This window comes from Klebsiella sp. 18074 (assembly GCF_902705905.1).
GTDB classification, from domain to species: domain Bacteria; phylum Pseudomonadota; class Gammaproteobacteria; order Enterobacterales; family Enterobacteriaceae; genus Klebsiella; species Klebsiella terrigena.
This window is the reverse complement of record NZ_CACSIS010000002.1, coordinates 286,269-309,821: the sequence shown is the minus strand read 5'-3', so window position 1 is coordinate 309,821 and position 23,553 is coordinate 286,269. Positions and strand designations below refer to the sequence as shown.

General features: G+C 51.3%; 19 protein-coding genes, 1 tRNA gene and 2 pseudogenes. 9 read left to right on the top strand and 13 right to left on the bottom strand.

The genetic code is table 11. The features are described 5' to 3' along the window. The first annotated feature begins 45 nt into the window (after positions 1–45). Both mltC and GVK32_RS03060 read left to right on the top strand, forming a co-directional pair. Positions 46–1,128, top strand: a complete 1,083-nt coding sequence (gene mltC / locus GVK32_RS03065) for a membrane-bound lytic murein transglycosylase MltC (protein ID WP_159865028.1) — start codon at positions 46–48, stop codon at positions 1,126–1,128. A gap of 240 nt (positions 1,129–1,368) precedes the next feature. Then, the gene (locus tag GVK32_RS03060; RefSeq protein WP_159865025.1) at positions 1,369–2,622 is read left to right on the top strand and encodes a nucleoside permease; all 1,254 of its coding nucleotides are present in this window, start codon (positions 1,369–1,371) and stop codon (positions 2,620–2,622) included. Between the two features lie 71 nt (positions 2,623–2,693). On the opposite strand, the gene GVK32_RS03055 is transcribed toward GVK32_RS03060, so the two are convergent. Next, a complete protein-coding gene (locus GVK32_RS03055; RefSeq protein WP_159865023.1) occupies positions 2,694–4,832 on the bottom strand; it encodes an ornithine decarboxylase in 2,139 nt (712 codons plus the stop codon). A gap of 431 nt (positions 4,833–5,263) precedes the next feature. Here GVK32_RS03055 and GVK32_RS03050 point away from each other — a divergent pair, with 431 nt between their 5' ends. The 3 genes from GVK32_RS03050 to GVK32_RS03040 all read left to right on the top strand — a co-directional run bounded on the left by GVK32_RS03050 (position 5,264) and on the right by GVK32_RS03040 (position 6,918). After that, on the top strand, positions 5,264–5,977 hold the full coding sequence (locus GVK32_RS03050; protein WP_123708816.1) for a DUF554 domain-containing protein: 714 nt from the start codon (positions 5,264–5,266) through the stop codon (positions 5,975–5,977). A 105-nt stretch (positions 5,978–6,082) separates the two neighbouring features. Further along, positions 6,083–6,158 (top strand) — tRNA-Phe (locus GVK32_RS03045). A gap of 316 nt (positions 6,159–6,474) precedes the next feature. Continuing rightward, positions 6,475–6,918: a transposase gene (locus tag GVK32_RS03040; RefSeq protein ID WP_227697805.1), complete on the top strand. Its 444-nt coding sequence runs from the start codon at positions 6,475–6,477 to the stop codon at positions 6,916–6,918. Here GVK32_RS03040 and uxaC read toward each other — a convergent pair. The 5 genes from uxaC to rspA form a co-directional block, all read right to left on the bottom strand. Beyond that, a complete protein-coding gene (uxaC, locus tag GVK32_RS03035) occupies positions 6,915–8,321 on the bottom strand; it encodes a glucuronate isomerase (RefSeq protein WP_159865020.1) in 1,407 nt (468 codons plus the stop codon). The genes GVK32_RS03040 and uxaC overlap by 4 nt on opposite strands. A 70-nt stretch (positions 8,322–8,391) precedes the next feature. Further along, complete coding sequence (locus GVK32_RS03030) at positions 8,392–9,672, bottom strand: TRAP transporter large permease (RefSeq protein WP_159865017.1); 1,281 nt, start codon at positions 9,670–9,672, stop codon at positions 8,392–8,394. Then, positions 9,669–10,139 (bottom strand): TRAP transporter small permease, encoded by a 471-nt coding sequence (locus GVK32_RS03025; protein ID WP_159865014.1) that lies wholly within the window; start codon positions 10,137–10,139, stop codon positions 9,669–9,671. Before GVK32_RS03025 ends, GVK32_RS03030 begins: the two co-directional genes overlap by 4 nt. A gap of 53 nt (positions 10,140–10,192) precedes the next feature. Beyond that, positions 10,193–11,170 carry a C4-dicarboxylate TRAP transporter substrate-binding protein gene (locus GVK32_RS03020; protein ID WP_159865011.1) on the bottom strand — a complete coding sequence of 326 codons (978 nt, stop codon included), beginning with the start codon at positions 11,168–11,170 and terminating at the stop codon, positions 10,193–10,195. Between the two features lie 32 nt (positions 11,171–11,202). Continuing rightward, positions 11,203–12,417, bottom strand: coding sequence for a starvation-sensing protein RspA (rspA, locus tag GVK32_RS03015; protein WP_159865008.1), 1,215 nt, complete (start codon positions 12,415–12,417; stop codon positions 11,203–11,205). A 571-nt stretch (positions 12,418–12,988) separates the two neighbouring features. On the opposite strand from rspA, the pseudogene GVK32_RS29025 reads away from it, so the two are divergent. After that, positions 12,989–13,129 (top strand): annotated as a pseudogene (locus tag GVK32_RS29025) (integrase); the annotation flags it as partial. Here the strand turns inward: GVK32_RS29025 and GVK32_RS03005 are convergent. Then, positions 13,125–13,280: pseudogene (locus tag GVK32_RS03005) on the bottom strand (integrase core domain-containing protein); the annotation flags it as partial. The pseudogenes GVK32_RS29025 and GVK32_RS03005 sit on opposite strands and share 5 nt — an antisense overlap. 380 nt (positions 13,281–13,660) lie before the next feature. On the opposite strand from GVK32_RS03005, the gene hxlB reads away from it, so the two are divergent. From hxlB to tkt, 3 genes are read left to right on the top strand one after another with little or no spacing between them, the layout of a single operon-like run. Then, positions 13,661–14,218, top strand: coding sequence for a 6-phospho-3-hexuloisomerase (hxlB, locus tag GVK32_RS03000; RefSeq protein ID WP_159865005.1), 558 nt, complete (start codon positions 13,661–13,663; stop codon positions 14,216–14,218). Between the two features lie 44 nt (positions 14,219–14,262). Beyond that, positions 14,263–15,780: a glucose-specific PTS transporter subunit IIBC gene (ptsG, locus tag GVK32_RS02995; protein ID WP_159865002.1), complete on the top strand. Its 1,518-nt coding sequence runs from the start codon at positions 14,263–14,265 to the stop codon at positions 15,778–15,780. Between the two features lie 51 nt (positions 15,781–15,831). Then, positions 15,832–17,829 carry a transketolase gene (tkt, locus tag GVK32_RS02990; protein ID WP_159864999.1) on the top strand — a complete coding sequence of 666 codons (1,998 nt, stop codon included), beginning with the start codon at positions 15,832–15,834 and terminating at the stop codon, positions 17,827–17,829. 48 nt (positions 17,830–17,877) lie between these two features. Here tkt and GVK32_RS02985 read toward each other — a convergent pair whose 3' ends face one another. From GVK32_RS02985 to GVK32_RS02960, 6 genes are all read right to left on the bottom strand, one after another. Continuing rightward, positions 17,878–18,726 carry a MurR/RpiR family transcriptional regulator gene (locus tag GVK32_RS02985; protein WP_159864996.1) on the bottom strand — a complete coding sequence of 283 codons (849 nt, stop codon included), beginning with the start codon at positions 18,724–18,726 and terminating at the stop codon, positions 17,878–17,880. A 182-nt stretch (positions 18,727–18,908) separates the two neighbouring features. Then, positions 18,909–19,220 carry a hypothetical protein gene (locus GVK32_RS02980; protein ID WP_159864993.1) on the bottom strand — a complete coding sequence of 104 codons (312 nt, stop codon included), beginning with the start codon at positions 19,218–19,220 and terminating at the stop codon, positions 18,909–18,911. Between the two features lie 113 nt (positions 19,221–19,333). Next, positions 19,334–20,602 carry a glycerate kinase gene (locus GVK32_RS02975; protein WP_159864990.1) on the bottom strand — a complete coding sequence of 423 codons (1,269 nt, stop codon included), beginning with the start codon at positions 20,600–20,602 and terminating at the stop codon, positions 19,334–19,336. 59 nt (positions 20,603–20,661) lie between these two features. Further along, a complete protein-coding gene (locus tag GVK32_RS02970) occupies positions 20,662–21,453 on the bottom strand; it encodes an alpha/beta fold hydrolase (RefSeq protein WP_159864987.1) in 792 nt (263 codons plus the stop codon). Between the two features lie 11 nt (positions 21,454–21,464). Then, complete coding sequence (locus GVK32_RS02965) at positions 21,465–22,292, bottom strand: sugar phosphate isomerase/epimerase (protein WP_159864984.1); 828 nt, start codon at positions 22,290–22,292, stop codon at positions 21,465–21,467. Continuing rightward, on the bottom strand, positions 22,292–23,368 hold the full coding sequence (locus GVK32_RS02960; RefSeq protein ID WP_159864981.1) for a Gfo/Idh/MocA family protein: 1,077 nt from the start codon (positions 23,366–23,368) through the stop codon (positions 22,292–22,294). The genes GVK32_RS02965 and GVK32_RS02960 overlap by 1 nt, the downstream gene beginning before the upstream one ends. Positions 23,369–23,553: the final 185 nt, after the last annotated feature.

The window sequence follows — 23,553 nt, the reverse complement described above, 5'->3', positions numbered from 1 at the left end:
CTGACGGCTTTTACCACCACCAACACAACGCACACTCCCGGAATGATGAAAAAATATTTAGCGCTAGCGCTCATTGCGCCTTTGCTCGTTTCGTGTTCCAGCTCGAATAAAAAGGGGGCCGGGTATGACGAAGCGTGGGTAAAGGACACCAACGGTTTCGATATCCTGATGGGCCAGTTCGCCCACAACGTCGAAAATATTTGGGGTTATAACGAAGTCCTGCTCGCCGGGCCGAAAGACTACGTTAAATATACCGACGGTTATCAGACCCGTAGCCACATCAACTTTGATGAGGGTACCATCACCGTCGAGACTATCGCCGGTACCGATCCCACCGGCCGCATTCGTCAGACCATCATCAAAACGCTGCTGATGGGCGACGATCCGGGCTCCATTGACCTCTACTCCGACACCGACGATATCCAGATTTCGAAAGAGCCGTTCCTGTACGGCCAGGTGGTGGACAATCACGGCGATCCGATTCGCTGGGAGTGGCGCGCGTCGCGTTACGCCGACTATCTGCTGCAGACGCGGCTGAAAAGCCGCAGCAACGGCCTGCGGATGATTTACAGCATCACCATCAGCCTGGTACCGAACCACCTCGATAAGCGCGCGCATAAGTATATCGGAATGGTGCGCCAGTCGGCGCGGAAGTACGGCATTGACGAGTCGCTGATCCTGGCGATTATGCAGACCGAATCCTCCTTCAACCCTTACGCCGTCAGCCACGCCGACGCGCTGGGACTGATGCAGGTCGTCCAGCACAGCGCCGGGAAAGACGTGTTCCGCTCCCAGGGGAGATCGGGCCTGCCGAGCCGCAGCTTCCTGTTCGATCCGGCCAATAATATCGACACCGGCACCGCGTATCTGGCGATGTTGAACAACGTCTATCTCGCCGGCATCGACAACCCCACCTCGCGGCGCTACGCGGTGATCACCGCCTATAACGGCGGCGCGGGGAGCGTACTGCGGGTCTTCTCCAGCGATAAGGTCCAGGCTGCCAATATCATTAACAGCATGACGCCGGGCGACGTCTACTCGACGCTCACCACCCGCCACCCTTCAGGGGAATCCCGCCGCTACCTCTATAAAGTCAACACGGCGCAGAAGTCCTACCGCCGCAAATAGGGTTTTGCCCTCTACCCGGCTCTCGGCACGCGCGAGAGCCGGGATCGTCTCGTGTCATTTCACCGCGCGCCATACGAAAACGTTATTTGCATCACAATCTAATCTGCAAATTAATATGGATTGCATTTATTTGCGGAAGGTAACAAAACATGATGCCGCTTACTGATAGAATTTCATCAAATCGTAGTCCTGAATGTAACCATAACAACAGATCCCCCGCTTACTCGTGAGGAAAATAACATGAACCTTAAGCTGCAGCTTAAAATATTGTCGTTTCTGCAGTTCTGCCTGTGGGGTAGTTGGCTGACTACGCTAGGCTCCTATATGTTTGTGACGCTTAAGTTTGACGGAGCGTCGATCGGTGCCGTATACAGCTCGCTGGGTATTGCGGCCGTGTTTATGCCCACGCTGCTGGGTATCGTGGCGGATAAGTGGATCAGCGCCAAGTGGGTCTATGCGCTATGTCATCTGGTCGGGGCGGGGACGCTATTTATGGCGGCTCAGGTCACCACGCCGGGGGAGATGTTCCTGGTTATTCTCCTCAACTCGCTGGCCTATATGCCAACGCTGGGGCTGATTAACACCATTTCCTACTATCGTCTGAAATCCGCCGGTATGGATATCGTCACCGATTTCCCGCCTATCCGTATCTGGGGAACCATCGGTTTTATCATGGCGATGTGGGCCGTTAGCTTCGCCGGCTTCGAGCTAAGCCATATGCAGCTTTATATCGGCGCAACGCTCTCCGTCGTGCTGGCGCTGTTCACCCTGACGCTGCCGCATATCCCGGTCTCTAACCAGCAGAAAAACCAGAGCTGGAGCACCATGCTGGGCCTGGACGCATTTGCCCTGTTCAAAAACAAGCGGATGGCGATTTTCTTTATCTTCTCCATGCTGTTGGGCGCAGAGCTGCAGATCACCAACATGTTCGGTAATACCTTCCTGCACAGCTTCGACAATAACCCGCTATTCTCGGGCAGCTTTATCGTCGAGCATGCGTCGGTAATGATGTCGATTTCCCAGATCTCCGAAACCCTGTTTATTCTGACCATTCCGTTCTTCCTGAGCCGCTACGGCATCAAGAACGTCATGCTGATCAGTATCGTGGCGTGGATGCTGCGCTTCGGCCTGTTCGCCTACGGCGACCCAACGCCGTTCGGCACCGTGCTGCTGGTTCTGTCGATGATTGTCTACGGCTGCGCCTTCGACTTCTTCAACATCTCGGGTTCGGTATTTGTCGAGAAAGAGGTGAGACCGGAAATTCGCGCCAGCGCCCAGGGGATGTTCCTGATGATGACCAACGGCTTCGGCTGTATTCTTGGCGGCGTGGTGAGTGGGAAAGTGGTGGAGATGTATACCACCGACGGTATCACCAACTGGCAGCCGGTATGGCTTATCTTCGCCGGATACTCGCTGGTTCTGGCCTTCGCCTTCGTCGCGCTGTTTAAGTACAAGCACGTCAGAGAGCCTGCCGCCGTCCAGCAGAGCGCCTGATAGCAGCCCGGCGGCGCGACGCCTGCCGGGCGACAAAACGCCACGCCCCGCGCTCGCGCCGGGGCGTTTTTTTATGCCTTCAGCACGTTGCCGTACAGCCGCTTGATGCCGTCAGGATCCGTTTCGCTGTAGACGCCCTGCAGCTCCGGCGAGAAGCCGGGCAGCATATTGACGCCCTCCTCCAGCGCGAGGAAGTAGCGCAGCACCGCCCCGCCCCACACCTCGCCCGGCACCACGCACAGCACCCCCGGCGGATACGGCAGCGCCCCCTCCGCCGCCACGCGGCCTTCGGCCTCGCTCAGACGCACGAGGTCAACGTTACCGCGGATAAACTCGCGGTTCGCATCCTGCGGATCCATCACCACCCGCGGGAAGCTCCGCTTGCGGAACATCTCTTTTTGCAGGTCCTTAACGTCGAAACTGACGTACAGATCGTGCATCTCCTGGCATAGCTCGCGGATAGTGTAATCACGATAGCGCACCGGATATTTGTTAAAGATGGTCGGCAGCACGTCGGCCAGCGGGGTATCGGCTTCGATATGCTGTTCAAACTGCGCCAGCATCGCCACCAGCTGCGCCATTTTTTCAGCGCTCTCGGCCGGGGTCAGCAGGAACAGAATCGAGTTCAGATCGCACTTCTCGGGCACAATGCCGTTCTCGCGCAGGTAGTGCGCCAGAATCGTCGCCGGGATCCCGAAGTCGGTATATTCGCCGCTTTGCGCGTCAATGCCCGGTGTGGTCAGCAGCAGCTTGCAGGGATCAACGAAGTACTGATCGCCCGCATAGCCCTCAAAGCCGTGCCAGCTGGCGCCCGGCTCAAAGCTGAAGAAGCGCCGCTCGCGGGCGATGGCTTCGGTCGGATGATCCTGCCACGGACGCCCGGCCACCGTCGGCGGAACAAAGGGCTGAATCATCTTACAGCTGGCAAGGATCGCCTTACGCGCTTCGATACCCAGCGCCACGCAGTCTGCCCACAGCCGGCGGCCGCTTTCGCCTTCATGAATTTTGGCATTCACGTCGAGCGCCGCAAACAGCGGGTAAAACGGGCTGGTTGACGCGTGCAGCATAAAGGCGTTATTCAACCGCTTGTGCGGGCAGAATCGTTCCTGGCCGCGCAGGTGGTTATCCTTCTTGTGGATCTGCGAGGTTTGCGAGAAACCGGCCTGCTGTTTATGCACCGACTGGGTGACAAAAATGCCCGGGTCTTCCGGCGTCAGATCGAGCAGCAGCGGCGAACAGTCGGCCATCATCGGAATAAACTGCTCGTAGCCGACCCAGGCGGAATCAAACAGGATGTAGTCGCACAGGCTGCCAATTTTATCCACCACCTGACGGGCGTTATAGATGGTCCCGTCGTAGGTGCCAAGCTGAATCACCGCCAGGCGGAACGGCCGCGGCGCATCGGCCTTTTCCGGCGCCACTTCACGGATCAGGTTGCGCAGATAGCCTTCATCGAAGCAGTGGTCATCGATGCCGCCGATAAAGCCGAACGGGTTGCGCGAGGCCTCCAGGTAGACCGGCGTGGCCCCGGCCTGAATCAGCGCGCCGTGGTGGTTGGATTTGTGGTTATTACGATCAAACAGCACCAGGTCGCCGCGGGTGAGCAGCGCGTTGCTGACCACCTTATTCGCCGCCGAGGTGCCGTTAAGGACGAAATAGGTTTTGTCGGCGTTAAACACCTTCGCCGCGAACTTCTGCGCATGCTTGGCGGAGCCTTCGTGGATCAGCAGATCACCCAGCTTGACGTCGGCATTGCACATATCGGCGCGGAAGACGTTCTCACCAAAGAAGTCAAAGAACTGACGGCCCGCAGGGTGTTTTTTAAAAAACGCCCCGTGCTGATGTCCCGGACAGGCAAAGGTGCTGTTGTCCATCTCGACGTACTGGGTCAGGGTATTAAAGAACGGCGGCAACAGGTTGTCTTCATAGCAGCAGGCGGCCGCTTCCAGCTCCAGCCACTCCTGCTCTTTGCCGGCCATCACCGCCGCGACGCCGTCAGGCTTTGCCATTTCGCTGTCGCTTAGCAGATAGACCGGCAGGTTAAACCCGCTACGCTTAAGTAGAGAGAGGATGCCGCTGCGGCTGTCCGCTGCGGTAATGACGACTGCCGCCACATCGGTAAAATCGGTACTGTCCAGCGCCACCACGCGACGGTGGGTGGACAGATGGGGGACCAGCTCGCAGCTGGCGGCAATGTGCATTGATTTCATTAGCGCGAATACCCGTTTCCGGAGAGTAAAAGGCCTCAGACAAGGCATTCATGCCTTGTCCAACGAAATGTCAGGGTCCGACTGGATTCCAGCTCCGACCGCCCGACATCAGTAAAAGCAGACCGGGTCCGCTTTTACTGTTGTCCTGCAGTGAGCATACGCTGCCTTCACCGCATGAGGGGAAGAGGATCGAGACTAAGAGTAGCAAGATGAGGCGGCTTGCGCATCCGCGCGCGGCGGCAATGCGTTGGTGATGCGGTCATCCCGGCTGCCTCATAGTTGAAGAGAAGAAAATTCGCGCAATAATGTCACCTTTGCCATACCCAGGCAAGATGAATTGCATATGCAGTCACACCACGGATCCACAAGCGTTTACGCCGTGATAGGTTCATAATAATGCACTTATTAGGGATAATTAACGGGAGCACACTGTGGTTACAGGACCTTTTATTAACGCCGGTGCGGTGCTGTTAGGCGGCATTATTGGCGCACTTTTAAGCCAGAGATTGCCGGAGCGCATCCGCACATCGATGACCTCTATTTTTGGCCTCGCCTCTTTGGGCATCGGTATTTTATTAGTGATTAAATGCGCCAACCTGCCGGTGATGGTGCTCGCCACCCTGCTGGGCGCCCTGCTTGGCGAAGTGTGCAATATGGAGAAAGGGACCAACGCTTTGGTCGGCAAGCTCCAGCAGATATTTTCGCCCAAGGGCAAGCGGCGGGTTGCCGCCCATGACTCTTTTGTTCAGAGCTACGTCGCGATTATCGTGCTGTTCTGCGCCAGCGGTACCGGAATCTTCGGTGCGATGCGCGAAGGCATGACCGGCGACGCCAGTATTCTTATTGCCAAAGCGTTCCTCGACTTTTTCACCGCCACCATCTTTGCCTGCTCTCTCGGCATTGCCGTCGCGGCGATAAGCGTCCCGATGCTGGCTATTCAGCTCACCCTGGCGGCCTGCGCGGCGTTAATTATGCCTTTGACGACCCCGATGATGATGGCTGATTTCAGCGCCGTTGGCGGAATGCTGCTGCTGGCGACCGGGCTGCGCATCTGCGGTATCAAGATGTTTGCGGTGGTCAATATGCTGCCGGCGCTGGTGCTGGCCATGCCGCTGTCGGCTGCCTGGAGCCTCTTTTTCGCCTGAAGGTGCGTGCTTTTAATGCAATGTGGTGATAGATTGTCCATCCTGCGTTGATTTGATGAAATTTCGTTGACGCAGCGAGGCGAATCGGTTTTAATGCGCCCCGTTGCCCGGATAGCTCAGTCGGTAGAGCAGGGGATTGAAAATCCCCGTGTCCTTGGTTCGATTCCGAGTCCGGGCACCACTTTCACTTCTATGTACGTCTCCAAAACTCCACAAAACTCAAGTATAATCACTGCCATACATCACTTTCGATCATTCCGAACTCCACTGACCTCAACTCGACTCTACCTTAATCAAGTTGCATCTGGGGCTCTTTGCGTTTGACCTGCTCCCCGTTGATTAGTGCACCCCGATGTTAGTAATGTCTTCATAAGCCACATGAGGACTGTAATGGTCTAATCATTCGTAAGCGTCCAGCGGGAACCGTCTGGTCATAATCTGATGAATCCGACAAAGTGGTGTCTACCAAATAAGTAGTGGGAACCAAAGTGTCAGATATGCAGAAAAATGTGACTCCCGGCAGGCGTAAAGGCTGCCCTAATTATTCTCCCGAATTTAAGCAGCAGCTCGTTGCCACCTCCTGCGAGCCCGGTATATCCATCTCAAAACTGGCGCTTGAGAACGGCATTAACGCCAATCTGCTATTTAAATGGCGCCAGCAGTGGCGCGAGGGAAAGCTGCTATTATCTTCCTCAGAAAATCCTCAGCTACTCCCTGTGACTCTCGATGCCACCGCCGTACAGCCAGAGCCGCCCGCAGAGAACCCGGAGGCCCTTAGTATCAGCTGTGAGGTAACATTCCGGCACGGGACGCTTACGAACAAAGCATATTCCCCAGGTGAACAATGTAGAACTCCGGACGGGAACGGTCATATGTCGACACTATTTACTCTGGCATTCAGTCATGTCTTGTCCATAAAACTTATAAACCTGTCCGCTTAAAAATCAAAATAACGGCGGGCATTATCGGCACAAATGTTCCTTATCATTCCCTCTGTCAGTTCCGGATCATCCGGAAGTTCATTGTCATCAACCCACTGACCGATGAGGTTACAGAGGATCCGTCTGAAATAATCATGGCGAGGATAGGAAATAAAACTCCGGGAATCCGTCAGCATGCCAATAAAGTTGCTCAGCAGTCCCTGGTCCGCCAGCGTGTTCAACTGGTTTAACATTCCTCGTTTTGTATCATTGAGCCACCATCCGGCACCAAACTGAACAGGGGAGCGAACGCCGTCTTCGCCGGACTGGAAATTGGCGGCGGCAGAAGCCACCACATCGTTATAAGCGGCGTTCAGGTTATAGAGGATGACTCTGGGCAATCCGCTGTTCTGATCGATAGCATCAAGGAGTCCATTCAGACTTACGGCAAGCCCCGTCTGGTCAACGATTGAGTCAAACCCACAGTTAATACCGATATTTTTGTGATGGCGGGAATGGTTGTTGCGCAGGGCGCCAAAGTGGATCTGCATGGCCCAGTCATACTTTTTGTAGAGCCCTGCCAACATAACCAGAATGGCGCTGTCCCAGCAGACCTGCTCATGTTCTGTCAACGGCGTTCGGGTAAGACGTTTTGCCATGAGAGTGGCAAAGTAGTCTTCTGTTACTGGCTTGAAATGAAGCGCCTGAAGCCCATGATCTGAAATACGGCATCCATGGTTATGGAACCAGACAATCCGACTTTCCAGCGCACTCTGAAAGTGCTGAAGGTCATTAATTTCCTGTTTTGCCGTCTGCTCAAGACGCAGGACAAAATCACAGAAAAGCCCCTCATCCGGCTCAAAGAGTTCATCAGGCCGAAATGTTGGTAATACCCGTGGTTTAAATGAAGTATCGTGTTGCAGCAGACGGTGATAGCGAAGATCGTCCAGAGGCGAATCAGTTGTGCAGAGGATCTCCACGCCGGAGCGTTCGATCAACTCACGAGGTCGAAAAGTATCCTGCTGCAGTTGGCTGTTACAGGCGTCCATCACTTCCCGCCAGTTTTTACTGCTCAGCGGCCCGGCAATCTGAAAATAGGTATTCAGTTCAAGGTGGGTCCAGTGATAAAGAGGATTACCTGGGCAGGCTTCAACTGTGTGGGCCCAGGCCTCAAATTTCTCTTCTGCACTGGCATCTCCCGTAATTTCTCTCTCCGGGATCCCGTTGGCACGCATGGCCCGCCATTTATAATGGTCACCCGCCAGCCAGAGTGCCGTAATATCTGAAAATTGCTGATTTTCATAAATATCTCTGGCGACAAGATGACAATGATAGTCAATGACAGGCATATCTCTGGCAACGCGGGAATAAAGCCTGCGGCCGGTAACGCTTGAGATCATAAAGTTATCATTAATAAAAGCCATTTATATTTATACTCCGGAATTGCTGCCACAAAAAATATGGGCCGGAATGGTCTTTCTCCGGCCGCAATATTTACATCAGGGTTTCAGGTAAAAAGAGGATCAAAGATGGAAAGACCACCAGAAGCCCAATAAACAGGAAAAAGGCCACTAAGTAAGGCAGGGAGGCTCTGACGAAAGCGACGGTATTACAGTTTAGGATCCCGCATACGGTGTACATACAGATACCCACCGGCGGTGTATTAGCGCCAAGTAAAGTGAGTACAACGAAGATGATCCCGAAATGGATCGGATCAAACCCGGCCTCAATGGCGATCGGCAACAGGATCGGGGTAAGCAGCAGAATAATAACACTGCCGTCGAAAATCATGCCGGATACTGCGATAAAGACAAGCAGCAAAAACAGTATACCGTAGCGGTTTTCGGTCAGTGATGTCAGTATCTCTGCCAGAGACTGGGGAATTTGATCAATAATGGTGATATGCCCGAGAATTGCAGCGGACATAATAAGCAGCATTACAACGCCAATATCACTGATCGTATCCTTCAGTACTTCCCACAGTGCCTGGTTATCCAGCTCTTTATAGATATAACGGCCTATGACAAAGGCATACAGCACAATGAAGGCCCCGGCTTCCGTGGTGGTGAAAAAGCCCATGCGAATAACCAGAATCAGAACAATAGGGAACATCAGTGCCCAGAATCCGTTTTTAAAGCTGATCCAGACCTCATGACGCGTTGGCAGACTGGTCATTTCTGGTCTGATGTCCATTCGCCTGGCCATGACGTAGTTTGTCCCCATCAGGATCACCGTCAGCAGCAGTCCGGGGATAACACCGGCCATAAACAGTTTTCCGATAGAAACGTTACCCACAAAGCCATACAAAATAAGCAGAATACTGGGGGGAATGGTCGCAGTGATCAGAGAGCTGAATGCAATCACAACCGCGGTAAAGGGTTTAGGGTATCCCTGTTTTACCATCGGAACCCCGAGAATCCGAGCCTGCATCGCTGCATCCGCAGTTGCTGAACCGGATACCCCACCCAGCAGGCAGGCAAGCAGCACGTTAATCTGCGCCATACCGCCGACCATCCAGCCCGAAATAATACGGGCAAAATCCAACAGGCGGGTGGTGACGCCGGTTTTGTTCAGCAGGTTACCGACCAGAAGGAACAGCGGCGTGGCCATAATCGGAAATGACTGTGTGGGCGCCGAGAATTTCTGAAATGCAATTCCTGGCGGCAGAAAATCATCAAAAAAGAAAAAACTCAGACCGGAAATGGCAATCACAAATCCGACTGGCATTCGCAGAATAAGAAGAACAACAAACAGGAAACAAGTCAGCAGAATCATAATTCAGACACCTCTGAGGATTCCGGACACCCCGATACCATATACAGGATGGTATTAACAAACATCAGGGCACATCCAGTAGGGACTGCGCTGTTCAGCCAGGCCGACGAGAGACCGGTGACCGGAAGCTGGCTTCCGGCAGTGGTGAAGGTAAAGTTGTAGCCGTACCAGACACCACATCCCAGAAAGAGCAGGATCAACGTTTCGTTAAACCATGTACAACAGCGACGAGCGAGGTGCGGGAATAAACGAACCACAGCATCCACACCAATGTGTCTGCGGATCTGGAGAGCATAGTCAATAGCCAAAATCGAAACCCACGCAAAAATAACCATGGCCACTTCCAGAGACCAGATCAGAGGATATCCGACAGCACGTCCGACACCACCAGCCAGAATAATAATCACAATAGAAGCCAGTCCGATCCTTGCAATAGCAAGCTCGGCCTGACGAAAGCGGTTATACATAATTAGTCCCTTCACAAAAAAGAGGTATGCCGGGACATACCTCTATTGCATTATTAATCTGAAATCACTTTATGCACCTGCTCAAGCGCATCCTTCAGCCCCAGCTTTTCAGGAACGGAAGCACAGGCTTGCTTAAACGGCGTGACATCCACCGAATCCACGCTGACGCCGTTTTTAGCCATCACGCCCAGAAGTTCCTGTTCTTTTTTAATGGTTTCATCAGATGCCAGATTTCCCTGTTTTTCAGCCTCTTCGTGCAGAATGGTCTGCAGATCTTCAGGCAGGGAATTAAGCCATTTTTTCGACACGATAACGCCGGTCATTAGATGGATATGGTTTGTTTTAGTGATGTTTTTGGTGATTTCATACAGTTTGGAGCCGTATACCGCCGTTGGCTGAGCTTCTGCGGCATCAACAATACCTGTCTGAACAGATGAGTAGATTTCTGACCAGGAAAGCGGAACAGGCTCACCGCCCATACACTTAATCGTTTCAATGGTGACCGGAGCTTCCAACGCACGAACTTTGACCCCTTTCAGGTCGGCAGGCGTCTGTATGGGCTTATTCGTTACCAGCATACGGGCGCCCTGATACCAGTTAAAAGAAAGTGGTTCCAGGCCGGATACATCCGTCAGGCGTTTTTCCCAGGAATGGAAAACGTCGCTTTCGATGAATTTTTTCTGAGCGGCATAATCCGGGAAAACAAACGGTGCCGGAAGAATAGATAATTCAGGAACAAAGGAAGCCAGACGGGCCCCATCCACAACAATCCCGACGTTACTGCCTGCCTGGGCATGTTGTAGTAATTCATTGTCTGCCCCCAACTGACCAGAGGGAAACAGCTTGATACGGATTTTCTTGTCACTGCGCGTTTCAACCTGTTTTTTAAAGGATTCCAGCCCCTTATAGATGGGATCATCCGGCGACAAAGAGGTGGACAGGTTCAGCGAATAATCTGCTGCCATTACAGAAAAAGACGAAATAGCGGCAGAGAGCATAAGGGTTTTTAACAAACCGATCTTAAATTTCATTTTATTTCTCCTTCAGATAGGGTATTCGTTTTTTACCAGTTCCAGAGCGTGCCATCTTCCAGGCGCGCAACCGGCAAATATGCGGGATCATAGGGATATTTCGCCGCCAGTTTTTCGTCAAACTCGATGCCGAGGCCAGGCTTATCGCCCGGGTGCATGTAACCGTTTTCGAACGACCAGTTGTGCGGGAAGAGTTCAAGCATTTGCTCTGAATACCCCATGTACTCCTGAACGCCGAAGTTTGGCACCCACAGGTCAAAATGCAGTGCTGCTGCATGGCAGACAGGAGACAGGTCAGAAGGACCATGCGAGCCGGTACGAACCTGGTACAGTGAGGCAAAATCAGCAATACGACGCATTCCGGTGATGCCACCCGCGTGGGTGATGGTAGTACGGATATAGTCGATAAGCTGTTCTTCAATCAACTGTTTGCAATCCCAGATACTGTTAAAGACTTCACCGACAGCGATCGGTGTAACAGTATGCTGACGAATCAGACGGAAACATTCCTGGTTTTCGGCGGGGGTCGGGTCTTCCATCCAGAACAGACGATAGTCTTCAATGCTCTTGCCAAAACGCGCAGCTTCAATGGGGGTCAGACGGTGGTGCATGTCGTGCAACAGGTGCTCATTAAAGCCATATTTGTTGCGAACGGCGTCAAACAGATTCGGTATGAAATCGAGGTATTTTTCTGTCGACCACAGTTGTTCCTCTGGCCACTTTCCCTTGGTTGCCGGTTCATAGGCAAGACCTTTACCTTTAGACATACCGTAAGAGGTCTTCATTCCCGGAATACCACACTGAACACGAATGGCCTTGAAGCCCATCTCCTGATGACGCGCATAATCTTCCAGCACATCATCAATGGTGTGACCGGTCGTGTGGCAGTAAACCATCACGCCTTCACGCGATGCGCCACCCAGCAACTGGTATAACGGCATTCCGGCGGCTTTGGCCTTGATATCCCACAGCGCCATGTCAACGGCAGAAATCGCTGACATGGTCACCGGCCCGCGACGCCAGTAAGCGCCTTTATAGAAAAACTGCCAGATATCCTCGATACGGTGGGCATCACGGCCAATAAGCTGTGGGCAAAGATGGTCTTTCAGGTAGGAGGCCACAGAGAGTTCCCGGCCATTCAGAGTGGCATCCCCCAGACCGGTAAGTCCGTCTTCGGTAGTGATTTTCAGTGTGACAAAGTTACGTCCCGGACAGGTAACAAAAACCTCAGCCCTGGCAATTTTCATATTTTATCCCTACTCACGATATTGTTAATTTCAGATTGAAAGTAATGCTAAACCAACTACCATACAAGAATGTTTTAACGTAAGTTTGAGAGCAGTCACATAAGGAACATAGAGATAATCTGGTTATGGAGCAGCCAATCAGAAAACAAATTGAACCGATCCTGACGGGATGTCGTTGAATGCCCGTTTCCATTTTCAGAAAAGGGTGTAGCACTTTGCTTTGAGGTTTTATGCCAGCCAGTGAGAGAGGAGTTTATCTGGCTAAAGGCCAGCACGAGACAGCTTCACGTTTAAAACAGCGTATTACTGCTATTATGCGTTATGCTGTCCAAGAAGATATGATTACCCATAATCCCGCTAATGAACTTGGCGGTACATGAATCACACCTAAAAGAACGCATTACCCAGCGCTTGAACTTGAGCAAATACCTGATCTTTTAAGTCGTATATACTCTAAATAATTCAAGTTGCAGGACGGCGGCAAGGGAGTGAATCCCGATGAGCTTACACCAGTAAGTGATTCGGGTGAGCGAACGTAGCCAACACACATGCAACTTGAAGTATGACGAGTATAGATACGTATAAAGGCCGTAGGCTCACTGTATTAGCTTTAAAGCTCACTATGCTTGTATTCATCCGCTCAAGTGAATTGCGGTTTGCTCGTTGGCCTGAAATATATTTTAAAAATGCTTTATGGGTTATTCCACCAGAGACATGAACCAGTTCTCGTTCAGACATTCCTGCCTTAACCTGCCGTTGAAAGACTCCACCGTCGCATTATCCGTCGGTGTTCCCGGGCGTGAGAAGTCGATCCTAATACCTCTTTCATACACCCATCTGTCCAGCATTTTTCCTGCAAATTCAGAGCAGTGATACCTATTGAATGCATCCAGTTAACGTTTAAGTCTGTCATTTTCTACAACTTGTAATGTCTGTCACAAGTGGAGAAAATCAATGAACACTATTGTTTGTCAGCAACATTAGCCTGTCGGGGACCCTGATTGCCCAGGACTGGGGTATCCAGTTTTTCAACGATTATGACAACTCATTGTTTTTAGTGAGTTAAATCGCTCATCATTTCTTACCCGTCATCACCACATCAAACAAAAACAATATAAATCAATCAATTAGATTAATAATCAATCTTTTTGTGAGCGATAGCACACAAATTAACTCATCTGTGGAAAGAAATATTATTTCATGACACATTTACCTCAAGAAATTTATTTCATGAGGTATTGAGATGGAAACCAAAGCATTCATATCCAAAATAATCAATGAGTTAGACATTGTTAAGGACTCTCTTCAGGAGGAGGATTGCGCAAAACTCATTGCGGCAATACAGGACAGCAAAAAGGTTTTCTGCTACGGACTGGGCCGCGCAGGGTTTTCAATGAAGGCCTTCACTATGCGCCTTATGCATATGGGCAAAGAGGTTTATTTCCTGACCGAAACCATCACCCCCAATTTTGGCCCAGGCGATCTCTTCATTGTCTCTTCAGCCTCAGGTGAAACTGCACAGCTCGTTGCCCTTGCTAAAAAAGCACGTCAGTTGGGGGGGAAAGTCGCTGTGCTTACTACCAATCGTCATTCAACCATCACGGACTATTGCGACGTCACGGTGCAAATTAATGCCCCGTCCAAAAATCAGCAACAATCATCGTTTAGTTCATCGCAGCCAATGGCCTCTCTCTATGAACAGGCATTGCTTATTATTTCCGATGCACTGGTCATGAAAATGGCGTCAGAAAGCGGTTCACCAGAGGAAGAATTATTCAAGCGTCACGCAACGCTGGAATAAACCAATATTATCCGTTAGTAGCTCTGTTCTTTCAGGAGAGTAAAATGAGCGCCAAAATAACATCTCTGTTTAATTTCAAAAAGCTTCAGAAGTTTTCTTCTGCGCTGATGCTCCCCATCGCGATATTACCTGCTGCGGGATTGATCCTTGCTATTGGTACCTCTTTTCATATTGAACTGCTCGCAAACTGTGGCGGCATTATCTTTGCCAACCTCCCACTTCTGTTCTGTGTGGGTATTGTTATCGGGCTGACAGGTGATGGCTCCTCTTCACTCTCAGCCATTACCAGCTACATGATATTAAACGCCACCATGGGTACTAAGCTGGGGATCACTCCTGAATCGGTGGCGGCAAGCAACGGTGATTATGCCTCAATATTGGGTGTACCTACCTTACAGACCGGGGTCTTTGGCGGGTTGATCGTCGCAATATTCGTTTACATGCTCTATAAACGTTTTCACAATATTGAGTTACCTCAGTTCCTGGGTTTCTTCGGGGGTAAACGCTTTGTTCCGATTATTACTGCCGTCGCCGCAATTATTGTGGGTTATATCCTGCCATGGCTTTGGATCCCGGTACAAAAAGGGCTTGCGGAGTTATCAACCCTGGTCACGAGCGGTCACAATGCGAATTTCGCCGCGTTTATTTATGCCGTCGGTGAACGATCTCTGATCCCCTTTGGCCTGCATCATATCTGGAACGTGCCGTTTTATTACAACTTTGGTGAGTACATGACAAAGTCCGGCCAGCTGGTGACCGGTGATATTCCTGTATTTTTTGCCCAGCTGCGTGATGGTGTTCCCCTGACGGCGGGGCTCTTCATGACCGGACGTTTCCCGATCATGATGTTCGCCTTACCGGCTGCCGCACTGGCGATGTATCACGAAGCCAAACCAGAGCGTAAGGCTTTAATCAAAGGTCTGCTGTTATCCGGTGCGCTGACGACTTTCGTCACCGGTATCACAGAGCCACTTGAGTACTCATTCCTGTTTGCCGCCCCTGTTCTTTATATTATCCATATATTTTTATATGCATCCTCATTCGTCTTGATGCACGTCCTGAATGTCCATATCGGTCATCCATTTGCCGGTGGGTTAATTGATTTTGTGCTGAATGGAGTATTACCGAATCGCACGCCATGGTACCTGGTGATCGTTGCCGGGGCGGGTTATGCCGCAATTTATTACTCTGTCTTCCGTGTATTAATCCGCAAGCTGAATCTCAAAACACCGGGACGCGAAGACGAAGAAGTTGCAGTAGAGCTTAATCTCAGCCGGGAAGATCGTCCCTATGAGATTGTCGCTGCAGTCGGTGGTTTCGAGAATATTGAAGATGTCGATGCCTGTGCAACCCGTCTTCGCCTGGCACTCGTGGATGATTCGAAAGTGCAGGACCGACGTCTGAAAGAACTGGGGGCGGCGGGTCTGGTGAAGCTGGGCGACGGTGGCGTTCAGGTCATCTTTGGCGGTAAATCTCAGATACTCCGTGACGAAATCAAAGCTGTGATGGGCAAACCCCGCAATAAGAGTGAATCGACAATGACGCCATCCTGCACGAAATAAATCCGTTAATACCGGGCTGGAAACAGCCCGCTATACAAAGAGAGTTAAAATATGAAATCACAATTACTGGCAAATGCTATCCGTATGCTCAGCGTTGATGCAATTCAAAAGGCGAATTCTGGTCACCCGGGTGCGCCGATGGGAATGGCTGATATTGCTGAAGTTATCTGGCGGCATCATTTACGCCATAACCCGAAAGATCCGCAGTGGTTTAACCGTGACCGTTATGTGCAGTCAAATGGTCATGGTTCTATGCTGCTTTACTCCCTGCTGCATCTCACCGGTTATGATGTCACGATGGATGATATTCGTGACTTCCGCCAGTTACATTCCCGCACGCCGGGACACCCGGAATACGGTTACACTCCAGGCGTAGAAACCACAACCGGCCCGCTGGGCCAGGGTGTGGCAAATGCGGTGGGTATGGCAATTGCGGAGAAAGCACTGGCGGCGCAGTTCAATAAGCCCGGATTCACCATCGTCGACCACCACACCTGGCTGTTCCTTGGGGACGGTTGCCTGATGGAAGGTATTTCTCATGAAGCCTGTGGCCTCGCCGGAACGTTGAAACTGGGAAATCTTATTGCCGTCTGGGACGATAACGGTATTTCTATCGATGGACATGTTGAAGGCTGGTTCTCAGAAGACACTGCGGCTCGCTTCCGCGCCTATGGCTGGCATGTTATTGAAGGTATTGACGGACACGATTCTGAAGCGGTAGACGCGGCAGTGCGCGAAGCGAAAGCGGTGACAGATAAACCCAGCCTTCTTTGCTGCAAAACGATTATTGGCTTTGGTTCGCCGAACAAAGCCGACAGTCATGAATGCCACGGCTCAGCGCTGGGCGCTGACGAGGTCGCTCTGGTACGTGAACGTCTGGCATGGCCCTATGCCCCCTTTGAGATCCCGGCAGACATTTATGACGCATGGGATGCTACAGCAAAAGGTTCAGCAGATCAGAGCCAGTGGGAAGAGCTGTTCACCGCCTACCGCAAAGAATGGCCTGAGCTTGCTGACGAGTTTGTGCGTCGAATGAAAGGCGATTTACCTGCCAGCTGGGAAGAGAATATGAAGAAATATGTTCTCCATCTCCAGGCCCACCCTGCCAGTCTCGCCACCCGCCAGGTCAGTCAGAAATGCCTGAACCATTTCGGTAACCTGCTTCCGGAACTGATGGGTGGTTCGGCGGATCTGTCGCCATCCAACCTGACGCGTTATCAGAACTCCGAGGACTTCACCGCAGAACATCCTGAAGGGAATTACATTTCCTATGGCGTGCGTGAATTCGGTATGTCAGCGATCATGAATGGTCTTGCTCTGCACGGGGGATTCATCCCGTACGGCGGTACCTTCCTGATGTTCATGGAATATGCCCGTAATGCCGTACGTATGGCTGCGCTGATGCAGATCCGTTCCGTCTTCGTCTATACACACGATACGATTGGTCTGGGCGAAGATGGCCCGACTCATCAGCCGGTTGAACAGCTTGCGTCCCTGCGCCTGACGCCAAACATGGAAACATGGCGTGGCTGCGACCAGGTGGAAGTCACTGTTGCCTGGCAGCAGGCCGTTGAACGCAGAAATGGTCCATCCGCGCTGGTTCTGACCCGTCAGCCGCTGGAGCAACAGCCCCGTACCGCAGCCCAGTTGTCCGAAATCGCGCGTGGCGGATATATTCTGAGCGACTGCGAAGGGAAACCGGAGCTGATCCTGATTTCGGCCGGCTCAGAGATTGAGCTGGTCGTGAGCGCCGCGAAGGCTCTGCGTCAGGAAGGCCGTAACGTCCGCGTTGTTTCGATGCCGTGTACCGAGCGCTTCGACAAACAGGATGAGGCATATCAGGAGACGGTATTACCTAAAGATGTACGCAAACGCCTGGCCGTAGAAGCCAGCATTGCCGGTTTCTGGCAGCGCTATACCGGGCTGGACGGTAAAGTGATTGGTATGACGACCTTCGGTGAATCAGCACCCGCGGGCGTCCTCTTTGACCACTTCGGCTTCACCAAAGAGAATGTTCTGGAGCAGGCAAAAGCGCTGTTGCAAAGCTGAAATTGCAGTGAATAAAGGGTATTTCAAAAGGGGCTTAGGCCCCTTTTGTTATCCTTTGAATTTGGAACCCAGGAATTCTTCTCTGCTGCGGTACATCTCATAACGAGATTTATCCTGATGCATGAAGAGCAATACCAACATATCAATCATGCCCATTGCCGGTACTCGCGTTGAGTCAAAGGCTTCAAAGAAAATTTTATCACTGACCGCAGTGGTTAACTGGCAGGTGGAAATTTTAGATAACGGTGATTTTATGTAGTTTGTGACGCAGACAGATTTAGCGCCGCGTTGTTTCACGACATTGAAAATATCCAGCATGAGATTGGTGCTTCCCGAGTTGGAAATCCCAAACGCCACATCACGTTTTCCCATGGCATAGGCGGCATTGAGCTGCATTTCCGGGCTGACATGAACAATGGTTTTAATTCCAAACTGCCCGAATTTATAAGCGCCGTAGACCGCCAGGGGATTGGAGTTACCTGCCCCGAAGAAGTAGAGGGTGTCACATTCGGAAATCAGGGCCAACACACGCTTCAGTACTTTCTCATCAAAAAACTGAGCAGACTGAATGAGGTCTTCTGCCTGCTTCTTCAGCAGAAACGTCGCCAGTGAAACAATATCTGAAAAATCGGTCTCTGACGGATACCCCCCGTCCGGATCGATGACTTCCTTTGCCAGGGCGATTTTCAGATGATAGTACCCCTGATAACCGATCTTTTTGCAGGTTCTGACAATGGTTGCTTCGCTGACTTTACTTTTATCGGAGAGCTCCGACACGCTATAATTCACAACAGCGTCAGAGTGATTAAGAATATAATCCGCCACTTTCTTTTCAGCAGAGTGAAGCGTCGGGTAGTTGCTCTGGATCAGACTTTTAACGGAAATGTTATCATTCATCGTATGCACACGCTGTTGTTATGAATGTGCTGGATTATATCACAACCGTGCGCAGAGGTAATATGCAATGAAAGGTGGCGCGAAAATGCCAGAAAACTGCAGACCGATTACAATTCCCGGTGGGTTATTTTCGCGCCTTATAGGCTTTCAAATGGCAATGAAAAATAATAAAAAATTATAAATCAGGAAGCATGAAGGTTGTCATCCATTTCATTCGCCACACCTTCAATAAGCAAGGCGCAATGAATTTTATCCAGCATCCTAAGTATATTCACCGATGGCTGCATCAGGATTTCATATTTCAACCAGACGATTTCTTTTAACAAGAAACCGTCAAAGGATTTAATATCCAGCGCCCCCGTAAGCCAGCCATCCATGAATATCTTAATAGTTTTTTCACTGTCACCAGCCTGCTGTTTCAGCCTGATTTTACAGGCAACAAGGAAACAGAAATAAAAGTGTTCAAGTTGCTGAAGGCGTTTTCCGACAGGCACACGACTCTCCCTGACAGCGATCATATTTCATTCGGTACGTACGTTGGGTGTGTTCCCTTTAAAGATTAGACGAAGGTCCCTTCGTCTAATTAAAAGTATGCAAACTCAACGCCTCAAATAACCAGCACACACCTGAAATCATTGACATTTGTCAACGTAGGTCCGGTAATAATTGAATCGTCAAGGGCAGCAAAAAAACCATGACCATCATTATTATTGAGTGCATCTCTGGCATTTAATCCGGCTTCAGCGGCACGCTTTAATGTCTGCGGAGAAAGCCAGGCCCCGGCAATTTCCTCCTGACCATCAACCCCGTCGGTATCGCCCGCCAGAGCATAGATGCCAGGCAGTCCGTTAAGCTGGATAGCAAGAGCAAGCAGATATTCAACATTCCTTCCCCCCCGGCCATTCCCGCGTACGGTAACCGTCGTTTCCCCACCAGAGAGAATGACGCAAGGCTTCCTGAACGGCTGGTCATGCAGTGCAACCTGCCTTGCTATACCGGCCATCACCTTACCCACATCCCGGGCTTCCCCTTCAATACTGTCACCGAGAATGTGAGCCGAAATTCCCTGCTTAACTGCCATAGCGGCTGCGCTTTCCAGAGCCAGCTGAGGCGTGGATATCAGGTGTACTTCACTGTTATTCAGCCGCATATCGCCGGGTTTGAGGCTTTCAGACAGTCCTGTTTTCAGGATATGGACAATATGCTCAGGCAAGCTGATGCCGTATCTGCGAATAATATCAAGTGCATCTTCACAGGTTGAGGGATCGCCTACAGTCGGTCCGGACGCGATGTCCCGCGGGTCATCCCCCGGCACATCAGAAATCATCAATGTCACCAGCCTCGCCGGATAGCAGGCTGCTGCCAGACGTCCCCCCTTGATGGCGGAAAGGTGGCGTCGTACACAGTTCATTTCACCGATCGTGGCGCCAGAGCGCAGGAGCTCGCGGTTAATCGCCTTTTTTTCATCCAGACTGATACCGTCAAACGGTAAGGTGAGTAAGGAGGATCCCCCGCCTGAAATCAGACACAGGACGGTATCCTCCGCGCTGAGATGGCTGACCAGCGAAAGCATGCGTTTTGCCGCGCTTAAGCCTGCTTCATCGGGTACCGGATGAGCGGCTTCCATAATATCAATGTGCTGACACGGCACCGCGTATCCATACCGGGTGACCACCACGCCACTTAACTCACCTTCCCAGTTGTCTTCTACCGCCTTTGCCATCGCTGCAGAGGCTTTACCGGCACCGATGACAATCAGCTTTCCCTTTTTGTCATTCGGCAGATATTTCGGAATACTGTGATGAGGCTGAGCGGATTCGATAGCCGCCAGGAACATATTTTTGAGTAACGATTCCGGATTGATTTTATCGTTCATGAATAACCTCATGAGCCTTACATTATTCAGCGTCGCAGGACGCATTTATCAGCGATAACTCAGAAGGTATTGCTTTTCATCACTGCGGTAATATCCCGATTGTAGCGTTCTCTGTCGAGCGTCTTGGGATAGGCAATATCCACATGAGCAATACCCAGTGCTTCACAGATTTCCTCCGCTTTTGCAAGCGGGTGAATTTCATCGTAGAGCGTGCCAATCACCCGGAAAGGAATAGCGGAATTCCTGATAAGCTCGGTATCAAAACAAGGATCGGCGGTTGTCATCATTCGCAGTAATGGAATAACCCGGCCGGGATCCATCGCGAACATATTGATCAGCGAACTGACATTGTCAGGAGATTTACGTGACAGCGTCGCAAAAACTTCCGTATCTCTGAAATGCGCCAGCCCCTTCTCCGCCCCATAAATCTCAATGTAGTTCGCCACAACACTGTGTACCTGCTGGCTTTCCGGCATCCGCCTGATAAAGAATGCCGGCCGTACAAGGGTGACTGACTTGATCCTGTCCGGATAACGCGCCGCGAGGACGGCGCTCATGGCCGCACCAAGGGAAATCCCTGCCACCGATACGCTTTCCAGTTTCAGGTGATCAAGTAGAGCAACAACATCGTCCGCAAACTGGCTGATACTCAGATCGGAGACCGGCCCCAGATCTGACCCACCGTGCCCACGGCAGTTCAGCGTGATAAGGCGATAGCGTTCATCCGTAAAAGTCGACCGTGTCTGGCCGTGATCGCCGGTCAGACCATGTTGAAAAACGATAACCGGCCCTTCGGCCTGGTTATCGAAGTAAGTAAAATTCAGCCCGTCATGCTGGAAGGTATGCAACATACGTTCTCCCTTTACGCCGGTTGCAGATAGGTATCGAGCATTCGGGAAACATCACCGGCCTCTTCCGCTGCCAGACCATGTGTCACCACGCAGCCATCGAACCCGGTTGCACGGAGCTGGTTGATATAGAATGAATAATCGAGAACGCCACGTCCGGCAGTGGTGAATGATCCGTCCGGGGTACGATCTTTCGCATGGGCAATCGCAATATCCTGTCCAAGCAAATTGAGTGCTTCCTGCACGACAGCACGCTGCTCATCAAGCGTGGCTTCTTCAAATAAATTGGCCGGGTCGAAGATGATTTTCAGTAACGGGCTGTCCATATCATCAATCAGTCGACGGGCTTTTTCCGCGGAGTTAACAACATTCGCCAGCTCAGGTTCAACCCCGAGGGCCACCCCATATTTTTCAGCAATATGCAGCGCCTGACGCATAGAGACCACCAGCGTTTCCCATGCCTGTTGAGTGTTATTATCCGGATGGAAGCGCCACTGGTCTTCGGCATCCATACTGCCGGTACACAGGGTCACCAGCGGGCATTCCAGCATCTCTGCCGCAGCACAGATGGCATCGAGACACAGCATGCCATGAGCGATAACCGCAGGGTCCGGGTGCGTCATGTTAAACGTGGCGGAAATCGCCTCCAGCCTCACATTATGTTTGGCGCTGGCCGCTTTGATTTCTTCAACCGTCCGAAGCGAAATCGTTTCCGGCAGCGCCTTCAGGCCCGCGCTGGCAAAATTGAACTGTGTGGCCTGGTAACCCAGGCGGCTCATCAACGCAAAGTTCTGGTCAACATTTTCGGTGCTGAACGTTTTAGAAAAGATCCCCTTATCCATTACACAGATCCTTTTGCATCAGCCACCCGCACGGATTTGCCGGTACGGGTAGATTCCTGGATAGCCACCATGGTTTTCACGGTACGTAAACCTTCCTCAAGCGTTGCTGCGCGCGTGATCGGCTTATCATTGAGGATACAGTCTGCGAAGGCTTCCAGCTGGCGACGATAGAACTGCCCATCCGCGGCCAGCGGTCGGGTGAAGTTCCCGGTCGCTTTGCTGAAGATTTCCACATCGCTGGATTTATAGAACCACGGATTATAGGTTTTCCCGACCACGCTGCCGTTTTCCCCATAAATCTGGAAACCTTCGTGCCAGTCCATATGTACGCCCAGCGTCAGATCAAGCTGCCCGAGAGTACCGTCAGCAAAAGCCACGTTCATCAACCAGCACTGATGACCGGCGCGTTTCAGATAGTGGGCTTCAATTTCGGTAATGTCGCCCGCCAGGTGCATGGCGGTGTCGAGAAGGTGGCTGCCGTGGGACAATAAATTGTATTGTTGCAGGTCAGCTTTCGGTGCAACCTTCGGTTTGCGTTTGGCTTCACTCAGGATCACCTGAGGCTGGACAGCATTGATCGTCAGATAACGCTGGCTGTTATCGCAGTACCAGCCTTTATAGGCAACCAGTTGTCCCATTTCCGTCTGAATAAAATCACGTGCGGCTTCAATACCCCCATCAAAACGCTTCATATGACCAAGCTGGAACAGACGATCGGTTTTGCTGACCACGCTGACCAACTCTTCACATTCCTCAATGGAAATCCCCAGTGGTTTTTCACACAGCACGTGTTTACCGGCATTAATCGCCATGATTGCCAGCGTGATGTGAAAAGCATCGGCAGTTGCAATAATCACCGCATCGACGTTTTCATCGTCCAGCATCTGCTGGTAATCGGCATAGGCTTTGGTTGGCTGCCAGAGCTCTTTCATACGTTCACGAAGATCATCGGCAGCGTCACAAATTGCATATAGCTCGGCATTATACGCCTTGGTACAGGCTTCAAAATGCCCTGCCTGTGAGATGGGTCCGCACCCCAGGACACCCACACGTAATTTTTTCTGTTCTACCGTCATTCTGCTTACCTCAAATAAGTGACCGTTTTTAGAAGCAACCTATGGGCTGTCTCCGGATGTCACTATTATTGGCTTGCCAGAAATAAGGAAAACTGAAATAATAACCGTAAAATGCTTCCCCTTTTATGCCTAAAAAGATATTCATTGTGATATAAATCACAATAAATATCTCGTAATACTAAAAA